Origin of the sequence: Rhodococcus sovatensis, assembly GCF_037327425.1 — a bacterium.
GTDB classification, from domain to species: Bacteria; Actinomycetota; Actinomycetes; order Mycobacteriales; family Mycobacteriaceae; genus Rhodococcoides; species Rhodococcoides sovatense.
The window spans coordinates 3,743,239-3,755,838 of sequence record NZ_CP147846.1 but is presented as its reverse complement, the minus strand read 5'-3'; the positions used below and the strand labels follow the sequence as shown (position 1 = coordinate 3,755,838).

At 62.2% G+C, this 12,600-nt stretch carries 10 protein-coding genes; all 10 read left to right on the top strand.

The annotated features are described in order from the left end of the window. Nucleotides 1-207 precede the first annotated feature (207 nt). Nucleotides 208-1,500 (top strand): NDMA-dependent methanol dehydrogenase, encoded by a 1,293-nt coding sequence (gene mdo, locus WDS16_RS17420; RefSeq protein WP_338886455.1) that lies wholly within the window; start codon nucleotides 208-210, stop codon nucleotides 1,498-1,500. Nucleotides 1,501-1,597: 97 nt separating this feature from the next. Beyond that, a complete protein-coding gene (locus WDS16_RS17415) occupies nucleotides 1,598-2,827 on the top strand; it encodes a MoxR family ATPase (RefSeq protein WP_338886454.1) in 1,230 nt (409 codons plus the stop codon). Between the two features lie 7 nt (nucleotides 2,828-2,834). Further along, nucleotides 2,835-4,361, top strand: a complete 1,527-nt coding sequence (locus tag WDS16_RS17410) for a VWA domain-containing protein (protein WP_338886453.1) — start codon at nucleotides 2,835-2,837, stop codon at nucleotides 4,359-4,361. A 39-nt stretch (nucleotides 4,362-4,400) separates the two neighbouring features. Beyond that, on the top strand, nucleotides 4,401-5,876 hold the full coding sequence (locus WDS16_RS17405; RefSeq protein WP_338886452.1) for a carboxylesterase/lipase family protein: 1,476 nt from the start codon (nucleotides 4,401-4,403) through the stop codon (nucleotides 5,874-5,876). An 86-nt stretch (nucleotides 5,877-5,962) separates the two neighbouring features. Then, on the top strand, nucleotides 5,963-7,450 hold the full coding sequence (locus tag WDS16_RS17400) for a cytochrome ubiquinol oxidase subunit I (protein WP_338886451.1): 1,488 nt from the start codon (nucleotides 5,963-5,965) through the stop codon (nucleotides 7,448-7,450). Between the two features lie 9 nt (nucleotides 7,451-7,459). Further along, nucleotides 7,460-8,494 carry a cytochrome d ubiquinol oxidase subunit II gene (gene cydB / locus WDS16_RS17395; protein ID WP_338886450.1) on the top strand — a complete coding sequence of 345 codons (1,035 nt, stop codon included), beginning with the start codon at nucleotides 7,460-7,462 and terminating at the stop codon, nucleotides 8,492-8,494. A 173-nt stretch (nucleotides 8,495-8,667) separates the two neighbouring features. Continuing rightward, nucleotides 8,668-9,813, top strand: a complete 1,146-nt coding sequence (locus WDS16_RS17390) for a low temperature requirement protein A (protein ID WP_338893512.1) — start codon at nucleotides 8,668-8,670, stop codon at nucleotides 9,811-9,813. After that, nucleotides 9,810-10,565, top strand: a complete 756-nt coding sequence (locus tag WDS16_RS17385) for a phosphoglyceromutase (protein WP_338886449.1) — start codon at nucleotides 9,810-9,812, stop codon at nucleotides 10,563-10,565. The genes WDS16_RS17390 and WDS16_RS17385 overlap by 4 nt, the downstream gene beginning before the upstream one ends. A gap of 151 nt (nucleotides 10,566-10,716) precedes the next feature. Beyond that, entirely contained in the window at nucleotides 10,717-11,892 is a 1,176-nt protein-coding gene (locus tag WDS16_RS17380; RefSeq protein WP_338886448.1) for a sensor histidine kinase, read from the top strand. Nucleotides 11,893-11,905: 13 nt separating this feature from the next. Further along, nucleotides 11,906-12,595 carry a response regulator transcription factor gene (locus WDS16_RS17375; RefSeq protein WP_338886447.1) on the top strand — a complete coding sequence of 230 codons (690 nt, stop codon included), beginning with the start codon at nucleotides 11,906-11,908 and terminating at the stop codon, nucleotides 12,593-12,595. The last annotated feature ends 5 nt before the right edge of the window (nucleotides 12,596-12,600 follow it).

Here is a 12,600-nt window from a genome sequence, read left to right as displayed (position 1 = left end):
ATAGTAACTGTGAGAACCCCCTACCCGATCGGGTAGGGGGTTCTCCTGTCTCGTCGGTACCCACTTGGGGCCGAACGGAACAGTCTCGCCCGAAATGACCGTCATTGCATCCGCAGCGGATCTAGCGTCGTTTTCAGCATCGTGGGTGTACCACCGCGTTGCGCGAATGACCTACTTACATCCGTTTCGCGGAGAGGATGCACTGCCATGCAGGTCGACGAACTGCTCAAACCGTTCCCCATCAAGGAGTTCCACCCGTTCCCTCGTGCCATGATGGGCCCGGGAGCACACGAGATGATCGGTCCCGAGGCGCTCAAGCTCGGGTTCAAGAAGACCCTCGTGATGACCACGGGGTTGCGTGGCACGGACACGGTGCACAAGATCGTCGAGTCGATGAAGTACCACGGCCTCGAAGTCGTGCTCTACGACAAGGTCGAGTCCAATCCCAAGGACTACAACGTCATGGATTCGGTCGCGATGTACACCGAAAACAAGTGTGACAGTTTCGTGTCCATCGGTGGAGGTTCTGCGCACGACGCCTGCAAGGGTGCTCGCATCTCCGTGGCGCACGACGGCCGCAGTGTCAACGAGTTCGAGGGCTTCAACAAGAGCGACAACCCGAAGAATCCGCCGCACATCGCCGTGTCGACGACGGCAGGGACCGGCTCGGAGACCTCGTGGGCATACGTGATCACCGACACCACAACCGATCCCGACAACCCGCACAAGTACGTCGCCTTCGATGACGCGTCGCTGACGTCCCTGGCGATCGACGATCCGGTCCTGTACTACACCTGCCCGACCGATTACACCGCACAGTGTGGATTCGACGTACTCGCGCATGCGAGCGAACCGTACGTGTCGCGACTGAACTTCGAGCCTTCGAAGGGCAACGCCCTGCACGCGATCAAGATGACCGTCCAGAACCTGCGTGCCGCAACATGGAACGGCGAGGACCTGCCCGGTCGCGAAGGAATGATGTACGCGCAGTACATCGCCGCCCAGGCATTCAACTCCGGTGGCCTCGGCATCATTCACTCCATCAGCCACGCGGTGAGCGCGTTCTACGACACCCACCACGGACTCAACAACGCCATCGCGTTGCCTCGGGTGTGGGCGTTCAACATGACCGCCGACTACCGCAAGTTCGCCGACATCGCCGTCGCCATGGGCATCGACACACACGGAATGACGGATCAGCGTGCCTCGCACGCTGCGCTCGAAGCCGCCATCCAACTCCTGCGTGACGTCGGCATCCCGGAGAAGTTCGCGGACGTCGACCAGAACAGCTACAGCAAGAACCGGCTCGGCAAGGGACCGACCAAGTTCTACGAGAATTCGCCGAAGATCGTCGGCGACGATGCGGACATCGACCGCATCACGAACCACGTTCTCGGCGACGCCTGCACCCCGGGCAACCTGAAGGAATGCACGTTCGAGACTGTTCGGCCTGTCGTCGAACACTCCGTTCACGGAGACCTCGACGATCTGATCGGCTGACTTTTCGCTCCCGCCCCCCGGTTTCGATGCCGTCGGTGGGCGGGAGCGCGAACGGCACAACCTAGTACCACTGCTCTGCTCTGGAAGGAACACCCACGTGTCAGTCCCGACGCCCATCAATGCTTCGGCACAGCATGATTTCGAATCCGTCGACGACGTCGTCGTGCGCTTCGGTGAGGCCGGATACATCGCCGACGACCGTCTCGCCACCACGGTGTTCTTGCAGTCCAGGCTCGACAAGCCGGTGCTGCTCGAAGGCCCCGCCGGGGTCGGAAAAACCGAGCTGGCAAAGACTCTCGCCGAGGTGACCGGACGAAGACTGTTGCGACTGCAGTGCTATGAGGGTCAGGACGAGACGAAGGCCCTGTACGAATGGGACTACGGCAAGCAGCTTCTGTACACCCAGGTGCTGAAGGAGAAGATCGGCCAACTGGTCGCCGACGCGGAAACTCTCGGCGAGGCGGTGGACCGGATCTCGTCGCAGGAAAGTGTCTTCTTCTCCGAACGGTTCCTGGCTCCGCGTCCGCTGCTCGAGGCCATCCGCTCCGAGGAACCCGTCGTGCTGTTGATCGACGAGGTCGATCGCGCCGACGAGGCACTCGAAGCGGTGTTGCTCGAATTGCTCGGCGAGAACCAGGTGTCCGTTCCCGAGCTCGGAACGTTCACCGCGAAGATCCCGCCCTACGTGATTCTGACGTCGAACAACACACGTGATCTGTCCGCTGCGCTGAAACGTCGTTGCCTGCACAGCTTCTTGGACTACCCGACGGCCGAGCGTGAACTCGACATCGTCAATTCGAAGGACACCGGCCTGTCGGAGGCTCTGGCCGGCCAGCTCGTTCAGGTGGTGCGCGGATTGCGAGAGCTCGAACTCCGCAAGTCGCCGAGCATCTCCGAAACCGTGGACTGGGCAAAGACTCTCGCCGTTCTCGGTGCAAGCGAGTTGACTGCAAAGTTGCTGAGCGACACGGTGTCCGTCGTCGTCAAGTACGACAAGGATGTGCGTAAGGCGACCGGTGCGATCCCGCGACTGATCGATCCGAACGCGGTGATCGACGAGGACCACGGACATGGTCATGGTCACGGCCATGGGCATGGTCACGAGGGGGACCATACTCACGACCCCGTCGCTGTTGTTGTCGACGAGGATGATTCGGGTCCGGACGGTCGCGCGATCCGCGCGGCGAAGAACGAACCCGGCCGCCACGGCAACTACTATGGCGGAACCAGTGCTGTCCCGCAGGCGCCCGCGAAGGACGTGCCGAAAACACAGGGGAGTCGTTCGTTCGCCGGCGGCTTCGGCGGCAAGAAGAACCGAAAGGGCTGAGCGGGTCGTGGAGCAGAGCCTGCATCGATTCGTGCGGTTACTTCGGTTGCGCGGTATGAGGATTTCGGTACCCGAGATGCTCGACGCCATGCAGGCCGCAGCACAACCCGGGATGCTGGAGAATCGACGGCTCCTGCGAGAGGCACTCCGCGTCTCACTGGTCAAGGATCGCGACGGTGACCCGGTGTTCGAGGAGGTCTTCGAGCTGTTCTTTGCGCTTGTGAAGGTGCAGAACGACGATGGCCAGCGTGGACACGGACATGGTCACGACGACCTCTCCGACGAAGGAGTCCTCGAATCCTTCACGCTCAGTGAGGAACCGGGAAATCTACCCGAGCAGGGGCACGAGCACGGGGCGCCCTCGGATATCCGTGAGTTCTTCGATCCGGATGATCTCGCGACGCAGTACAACTTGCATCAGGAAGCAAACAAGATCGACCTCGCCTCGATGACCGACGAGATCGTGTTCAGCAAGGACTCGACGAGCAATCTCGGTGAGGGTGAACGCGTACAGATCGAAACCGATCACCTCAAAGGCGGCGGTATCCCGGGTGCGATCTCAACGACCACCGGAACCAAAGTCGACGCGGACCTGTCCGTCGCCGAGCAGGATGCACTGTTCGGCTGGCTCGACGACCTTCCCGACGAAGTTCAGGGTGACGTTCTCGACGAGGCGACGGCGTTGCGTCAACGACTCGCCGGCGTCCTCGCCAATTTGCCCGAGGCATTGAAGCATCACTTGGAAACGCTTCTTGCACTGGAGAACACCATCGTCGAGGGCCGTGAGGACCGAGTCGCGAAGGTCGATCACGTCGGCGAGCTCGAGCGTGCCGAACTGGAGGAATCGTTGCGCCGGCTGACGCAGAGCCTGCACGGGGCACTGACGCACCGGCGGAAGGCGGGTGCACGGGGCCGGGTGGATTCGGGACGGACGATGCGCCGGAACATGCGCTACGACGGCGTCCCCTTCCGGCCGGTGACGGTGCAGCGAAGCGAGGACAAACCACGCCTACTGCTGCTGACCGACGTGAGCCTGTCGGTCCGCGCCACTGCGCGGTTCACGCTGCATCTGGTCCACGGATTGCAGGATCTCGTCAGCCAGGTTCGAACGTTCGCATTCGTATCGGATCTGGTGGAGATCACCGACCTTTTCGCCGACCACAGCGTCGAGCATGCGTTGGGGTTGGTCTTCGGTGGCGACGTTCTCGACGTCGATGCCAATTCCGATCACGGCAACGCGTTCAGCCAGTTCCTGGAGGACCACGGAAATGCGGTGAGCCGCCGAACGACGGTTCTCGTGCTGGCAGACGGTCGTTCGAACGGCCTGGATCCGCGCATCGAAGCATTCGCGGAAATCACCAGGCGCGCCAAGGAGACCATCTGGCTCACCCCGGAACCGCGGTACTCGTGGGGTCTCGGCTCCTGTGACCTGCCGGAGTACGCGCAGTATTGTCAACGAGTTCGCGTGGTCCGAGATCTGACGGGCCTGACCAGCACCGCCGACGCCTTGGCGACGGAACAGGTGGGGAGGTAATCAGTGCGGTTGGCCCACTCTTTCCGGTAGGAAGGATTCATGGACGTCACTGTCGACATTGCCCAGGGCCGGTTGCGCGGTCGCCGCACCGGAGCCGTCACCGAGTTTCTCGGAATTCCTTACGCCGAAGCACCCTTCGGATCACTGCGGTTTGCAGCCCCCTCGTCGCCGCCGTCCTGGTCCGGAGTACGTGACGCGGTGTCTCTGGGAGCCACTGCTCCCAAGATCGGGTACCGACCCCCGACCAGCGAGATTCTGACCGAACCCGTCGTACCGGGCCTGGACTGCCTGAATGTGAACGTGTGGACGCCGGATGTTGCCGAGTCCGGTCTGCCGGTCTTCGTGTGGATCCACGGTGGCGCGTTCGTCAACGGTTCCAACGCGGTCCCGATATACGACGGTTCGGCCTTCGCCCGGGACGGCATCGTCGCGGTGGCGATCAACTACCGACTGGGCGCGGACGGATTCGCTCGCGTCGAAGGTGCCCCGGCCAACCGTGGATTGCTCGACCAGGTCGCCGCGCTGGAATGGGTACGCGAGAACATCGCGGCGTTCGGCGGAGACCCTGCCCGGGTGACCATCGCGGGGGAGTCGGCGGGGGCCATGAGCGTCGGGACGTTGCTGTCGATGCCGCGTGCGTCCGGACTGTTCCAGCGCGCCATCCTGCAGAGCGGGGCGGGACATCACGTCATCTCCGAGGCCACTGCGACGAAGGTCGCGGCAGCGCTGGCCGAGGCGGTCGGGGTCGCCCCGACGGTCGATGGGCTCGGTTCGGTCCCGGTGGATCAGCTCGTCGATGCCCAGCGGGATCTCGGCGATCGGATCACTGCCGAAGCTCCGACCGGTGCATGGGGTGAACTGGCATTCAACATGATGCCGTTCGAGCCGTACATCGACGGTGATGTCGTCCCCGACCTGCCGTATCGACGGATCGCCGGGGGCGCAGGATCGAGCGTGGACATACTGATCGGCACTACGAGTGAGGAGTTCGCGTTCTTCCTCGTTCCCGCAGGAGTGACCGAGTACATCGACTCCGCGCGAGTCCGGTTGGTGCTTGCTGCCTACGGCGTCGACGTCGATGCGGCCGTCGATGCCTATCGCTCCCAGTTCCCGGACGCTACTCCCGGTGAGCTGTTCATCGCCCTTATGACCGACTGGTTCTTTCGTATTCCAGCGCTCAGGGTCGTCGAGTCGAGGGACGGGCGAGCATTCGTCTACGAATTCACGTGGCGTTCGCCGCTCTTCGACGGTCGGCTCGGCGCTTGCCATGCACTCGAGATCCCGTTCGTCTTCGATGTATTGGACAAGCCCGAAACAGCTCGCATCACCGGTACGAATCCTCCACAGAAGATTGCCGACGAGATGCACCGAGCGTGGGTCGACTTCGTTCGTGACGGTTCGCCTGGTTGGGTGCAGTACGGCAGTGACAGGTCGGTGATGATGTTCGGCGAGCAGTCCGGCGTGGTCGACGATCCGCGGCCCTCGACGCGGGAAGTATGGGCGGGGGTGCGCTGACCCACCCGGTGGGTGGCGGTAATTCCGCACGCACTACCAGCTCGACGGGGCTATAGTCACCAACATTCCGTTGAGCTGGGGTGGCCATGGACGCGTTGGATCTGTCGAGGTGGCAGTTCGGAATCACGACTGTCTACCACTTCGTTCTGGTGCCCTTGACGATCGGTCTTGCGCCGATGATCGCCGTCATGCAGACGATGTGGATGATCACCAAAAAGGATCATTGGTACCGCCTTACCAAATTCTTCGGCAAGTTGTTCCTGATCAACTTCGCGCTCGGAGTGGCGACCGGGATCGTGCAGGAATTCCAGTTCGGCATGAACTGGAGCGAGTACTCGCGCTTCGTGGGCGATGTGTTCGGTGCGCCGTTGGCGATGGAGGGGCTCGTCGCGTTCTTCCTCGAATCCACTTTCCTGGGTCTGTGGATATTCGGGTGGGATCGGCTGCCTCGTGGTGTGCACCTGGCCACCATCTGGTTGGTCGCGATCGGAGTCAATGCGTCCGGGTACTTCATCATCGTCGCGAACTCGTTCATGCAGCATCCCGTCGGTGCCGAGTACAACTCCGAGAGCGGACGGGCGCAGCTGACGAGCATCGGGGATCTGCTGTCGAACAACACGGCGTTGGTGGCGTATCCGCACGTCATCGCTGGAGCATTCCTGACGGCCGGAACCTTCGTCGCGGGGATTTCCGGCTGGTGGATGGTTCGAAATGTCCGCCGGGCCCGGGATGCTGAGGCGGGTCATGTCGAGGCGGGGGAGGCTGCACAACTGACCGACGATGCTCGGCGAATGTTCCGTCCGGCAACGCGATTGGCATTGCTGGTCATGATCGTCGCGGGCGTCGCGGTGGCATGGACGGGCGATTCGCAGGGCAAATTGATGTTCGTGCAGCAGCCGATGAAGATGGCGTCGGCGGAATCGTTGTGCAACACCGAGACCGATCCGAACTTCTCGGTGCTGACCATCGGTACACACAACAACTGCGACAGTGTCACCTCGGTGATAGAGCTGCCGTTCGTCCTTCCGTTCCTCGCCGAGGGCAAGTTCTCCGGCGTCACGCTGCAGGGCGTCAACCAACTCCAGGAGCAGTACGAGCAGGAATTCGGTCCGGGAAACTACACGCCCAATCTGTTCGTGACGTACTGGGCGTTTCGGGCGATGATCGGACTCGCAGCGGGATCGGCGGCCCTCGCACTGGCAGGACTATGGGTGACGCGTCGTGGGCGTGTCCCCGATCAGCGGTGGTACTCGTGGCTCGCGCTGATCGCAATCCCGATGCCGTTCCTCGCCAACAGTGCCGGATGGGTCTTCACCGAGATGGGTCGGCAGCCGTGGATGGTCCACCCCAACCCCACCGGTGTCGACATGATCAGGCTGACCGTCGATCAGGGCGTTTCGAATCACTCCGCGGCGACGGTGTGGGTTTCGATCATCACGTTCACGCTGCTGTACGGCGCACTGGGTGTCGTGTGGTTGAAACTCATGATTCGGTACGCGAAGGAGGGGCCGCAGGATCACGACAAGAATCCACCGGATCCTGCTGAGCCCAAACAGCTTTCGTTCGAGTACTAGGAGACTGCCATGGGACTTCCCGAACTGTGGTTCGTCATCGTCGCAGTGCTGTTCGTCGGCTATTTCCTGTTGGAAGGGTTCGACTTCGGTGTCGGGATGCTGATGCCCATCGTGGGTCGGCGAACGGGCATTCCGCCCGACGTTCGTCGCAGGGTCGCGCTCAACACGATCGGGCCGGTGTGGGACGGCAACGAGGTCTGGCTGATCACCGCGGGCGGAGCATTGTTCGCGGCGTTCCCGGACTGGTACGCGACGCTGTTCTCCGGCTTCTACCTTCCGCTGTTGATCATCCTGGTGGCGTTGATCGTTCGTATCGTCGCCATCGAATGGCGCGCGAAGATCGACGATGACGCCTGGCGTCGGCGGTGCGACTGGGGAATCGTCTTCGGTTCTTGGGTACCCGCGGTGCTATGGGGAGTTGCATTCGCGAACATCGTGCGCGGGGTCGAGATCGATGCGCAGAAGCAGGTGGTCTCCAGCTTCTTCGACCTTCTGAACCCGTACGCATTGTTGGGCGGCCTGACAACGGCTCTGGTGTTCGCGTTGCACGGTGCCGTATTTCTTGCCTTGAAGTCCGCCGACGAGATTCGAGGGGATGCAGTGGCGATCGCCGCGCGGCTCGCAATTCCGGCGGTTCCGGTCGCGGGTGCCTTCGTGTTGTGGACACAGATCGCATACGGAACGGGGTGGACATGGATCTTGGTAGCGCTCGCGGCCGGGGCTCTGCTCGCGGTCGTGGCGTTGACCCGGATGGAACGTGAAGGCTGGGCTTTCGCACTCACATCCGTGGCGATCGTCAGTACGGTGACACTGCTGTTCGCCTCGCTGTTTCCGAATGTCATGCCGTCCACGCTGGATCCGGAGTACAGCCTGACCGTGGCGAACGCGTCGTCGAGCCCCTACACGCTCGGTGTCATGACGTGGGTCGCGGCGTTCATGGCGCCGGTGGTCGTGCTGTACCAAGGCTGGACGTACTGGGTGTTCCGGCAGCGGATCTCCACCTCGGCGATCGGGCGCTCGCACGGGTTGAAGTTCACGAGCTGAATCGAGGGCTTTTCGGAACCTGGCACCTCTTTTGCCGACCTGGCACACGCGCTCGGACGTGAAAACTGTGCCTAGCTTGGCAAGAACGGTGCTAGCTTGCCTCGATTGATCCCGTGGAATCGCTTATCGTGCTACCCGTGAACCTACCGACGACGTCGTTCAGTCTCGCCCCGATGCGCCCACGCGATCCGCAGCAACCTCATCGTTCCGCGAGTCCGCTCGAGCTGTTCTTCGACCTGGTCTTCGTCGTTGCAGTCAGTATCGCCGCAGTGCAGTTGCATCACTCGTTGACCGAGAACCATATCGCCGAAGGCATCGTGAGCTACCTGATGGTGTTCTTCGCCATCTGGTGGGCGTGGATGAACTTCACCTGGTTCGCGACATCGTTCGACAACGACGACTGGCTGTACCGGGTGCTGACGGTCGTCCAGATGGCAGGCGTGCTCGTCCTGGCGGCGGGGATCGAGCCGGCGTTCGCAGACAAGGATTTCGCCATCCTGGTACTCGGCTACGTGGTCATGCGCATCGCGATGGTGGCGCAATGGTTGCGTGCCTCCACGTCGTCGGAACACCGCAGGACCGCGCTGACGTACGCGGGCGGAATCGCCGTAGTGCAGGTGCTGTGGGTGCTATGGCTCCTGATTCCAGGCGGTCCGGCTCAGGGAATCTTGTTCGTGGTGTTCGCCGCCGCGGAGATCATGATTCCTGTCGTCGCCGAGAAGACCGGCGGCACGACGCCGTGGCATCCCCACCACATCACCGAGCGCTACGGGTTGTTCACCCTCATCTTGCTGGGTGAGAGTCTGCTCGCATCGGCCAATGCGATCATCGAAGCCCTGCAGGAAGATACCGCTCTCGCACCGTTGATTTCGATCTCGGTGCTGACCCTCGTCGTGACGGCGGCGCTCTGGTGGATCTATTTCTGGCCACCGCACCACAAGGCGATCGGCACCCTCACGAACTCGCTGAAGTACGGGTACGTTCACTACTTCGTCTTCGCTGCCGCAGGCGCGTTCTCGGCAGGCATCGAGGTCGAGATCGACGTGCTGACCCATCACAGCGAGCTGGGCGACGTAGCCGCGTCGTTCACGGTGACAGTTCCGATCGCCGTGTTCGTACTCGGAATCTGGTTCATCGCCATCAAGGACAATGCCGATCGCCTCGTCAACACCGTTGTTCCGGTCGGTGCGTTGCTGATTCTTCTCGACCCACTGATCCCCATACCCATCACGCTGACGGCAGTGGTCATGGTTGTCGTCGTTGCGGTACTCGTCGTGCACCGACCCCTCGAAGCCGAACATGAGAAACTGACCCCATGAGCATCGGAACCTTGATTTTGCTTCGCCACGGCGAGAGCGAATGGAACGCGTCCAACCAGTTCACCGGATGGGTGGACGTCCGCCTGACGGAGAAGGGCGAGTCCGAAGGAAAGCGCGCGGGAGAGCTTCTGGCCGAAGCAGGTGTTCTGCCCGACGTGCTGTACACGTCGTTGCTGCGTCGAGCGATCAGTACCGCGAACATCGCGCTCGATGCAGCCGACCGCCACTGGATTCCCGTCGTCCGCGACTGGCGCCTGAACGAGCGTCACTACGGCGCCCTGCAGGGGCTCAACAAGGCCGAGACCAAAGACAAGTTCGGCGACGAGCAATTCATGCTGTGGCGTCGGAGCTACGACACCCCGCCGCCCGCGATCGAAGCGTCCAGCGAGTACAGCCAGGACGGCGACCCGAGATACGCGGATCTGCCGAGCGTGCCGATGACCGAGTGCTTGAAGGACGTCGTCGACCGGCTCATCCCGTACTTCGAGGAGACGATCGTCGCCGAGCTGAAAGCGGGCAAGAACGTGCTCGTCGCCGCGCACGGCAACTCGCTTCGCGCTCTGGTGAAGTACCTCGACGAGATTTCCGACGCCGACATCGCCGGCCTGAACATCCCGACGGGCATCCCGCTGCAGTACAACTTCGGTGACGGAGACGGAAAACTCGTCCCGACGAACCCGGGCGGAACGTACCTGGACCCGGAAGCTGCGGCCGCGGGAGCAGCTGCAGTCGCAAATCAGGGTGCCAAGTAAGCCCTGGCTCGATCCGCAGGGCCCGCAGCGGTGGGTCCTGCGGACAACTCCAGGTGAACGGTCGAAGAACACTGCCGACTTGGGCTATGACTACCAGGGAAATGCCTGCACCCTGCGTATGTGAGCTGTCCATCGAACGTACGATTCGGGTGTGAGTGTTACATCGGCTGTGCTGCTGGCTATTGCAACGGCCTTCGTGGGATATCTCGTCGGCAGCGTCCTGATCCCGTATCTCGCAACCCGACATTCGGAGCGGGCACGCGCGAGTTCTGGCCTGACGATGTCCCAGGTGCTGGATCTGATCATCCTCGCGTCGGAGAGCGGAATCGCAGTCGTCGACCGGTTTCACGACGTGGTGCTGTCGAATCCTCGGGCCGAGGAGCTCGGGTTGGTGCGTAATCGCCTGATCGACGATCGTGCGTGGGAAGCGGCTCAGAAAGTACTCGCAGACGGCAATCCGGTCGAAGTCGACATCAGTTCGAGAGATGTCCGAACCAGCACCAGCCGTGACCGCATGGCCGTGCGGTGCGTGGCGCGGATGCTCAGCAAAGAAGACCAACGATTCGTCGTCCTCTTCGCCGACGACGATTCCGAGCAGGTCCGAATGGAAGCAACGCGTCGGGATTTTGTGGCCAATGTCAGCCACGAGCTGAAGACGCCCGTCGGCGCGATGAGTTTGCTTGCCGAAGCGCTTCTCGAATCCGCCGACGATCCTGACTCCGTGCGCCACTTCGGCGGCAAAGTAGTGGCAGAATCCAAGCGGCTCGGCAACATGGTGACCGAACTGATCGCACTGTCGCGGTTGCAGGGCGCCGAGAAGCTGCCCGATCTCGAGGTCGTCGACGTCGATACCGTCGTCAACGAGGCGCTCGACCGATCGAAGATCGCCGCCGAGAATGCGGGCATCACGGTCACGACCGATCATCCGAGCGGTCTGGAGGTGCTCGGTGATCAAGCGCTGTTGGTCACCGCACTCGCGAACCTCATCCAGAACGCGATCGCCTACTCGTCCGATGGCTCACCGGTGTCCGTTACTCGTGCGCTGCGCAACAGTTGTGTCGCGTTCGCGGTCACCGACCGAGGCATCGGAATAGCCAAGGAAGACCAGGAGCGGGTCTTCGAACGATTCTTCCGCGTCGACAAAGCTCGTTCGCGGGCAACGGGAGGTACAGGTCTCGGCCTGGCCATTGCCAAACACGTCGCAGCCAACCACAACGGGAGCATCTCGCTGTGGAGCAAGCTCGGCACCGGATCGACCTTCACCCTGCAGATCCCCGCCTATTTCGAAGAAGACGACCTCGGGTCGACAGAAGGAGAACTACAGTGACCGGGAACTTACAGTGACCAACGTACTGATCGTCGAAGACGAAGAATCGTTGGCCGATCCGCTGGCCTTTCTCCTGCGCAAAGAAGGATTCGAAGCCACCGTCGTCGGCGACGGACCGTCGGCGCTCGCCGAATTCGACAGGGCCGGAGCAGATATCGTGCTCCTGGACCTCATGCTTCCCGGCATGAGCGGCACGGACGTGTGCAAGCAGTTGCGCGCGCGTTCCGGTGTTCCCGTCATCATGGTCACCGCACGGGACAGTGAGATCGACAAGGTCGTCGGACTCGAACTCGGTGCGGACGACTACGTGACCAAGCCGTATTCGGCGCGCGAACTGATCGCCCGCATCCGTGCAGTGCTACGCCGCGGCAGCGACGCGGAACTCGACGGCACGGCGGACACCGGTGTCTTGGAGGCAGGTCCGGTCCGCATGGACGTCGAACGCCATGTGGTGATGGTGAACTCCGAGCAGATCACATTGCCGCTCAAGGAATTCGATCTGCTCGAGTACCTGCTGCGGAATTCGGGACGGGTGCTCACGCGTGGCCAGTTGATCGACCGGGTATGGGGCGCCGACTACGTGGGCGACACCAAGACCCTCGACGTACACGTGAAGCGGCTTCGGTCGAAGATCGAGACCGACCCGGCCAAGCCCGAGCACCTCGTCACCGTTCGCGGATTGGGATACAAGCTCGAAGGATGAGCGAG

What these genes read in the sequence shown, in the direction of transcription:
- WDS16_RS17405 (WP_338886452.1), top strand. Translation starts at nt 4,401, where the DNA reads ATGGACGTCACTGTCGACATTGCCCAGGGCCGGTTGCGCGGTCGCCGC.
- WDS16_RS17400 (WP_338886451.1), top strand. Translation starts at nt 5,963, where the DNA reads ATGGACGCGTTGGATCTGTCGAGGTGGCAGTTCGGAATCACGACTGTC.
- cydB (WP_338886450.1), top strand. Translation starts at nt 7,460, where the DNA reads ATGGGACTTCCCGAACTGTGGTTCGTCATCGTCGCAGTGCTGTTCGTC.
- WDS16_RS17385 (WP_338886449.1), top strand. Translation starts at nt 9,810, where the DNA reads ATGAGCATCGGAACCTTGATTTTGCTTCGCCACGGCGAGAGCGAATGG.
- mdo (WP_338886455.1), top strand. Translation starts at nt 208, where the DNA reads ATGCAGGTCGACGAACTGCTCAAACCGTTCCCCATCAAGGAGTTCCAC.
- WDS16_RS17390 (WP_338893512.1), top strand. Translation starts at nt 8,668, where the DNA reads ATGCGCCCACGCGATCCGCAGCAACCTCATCGTTCCGCGAGTCCGCTC.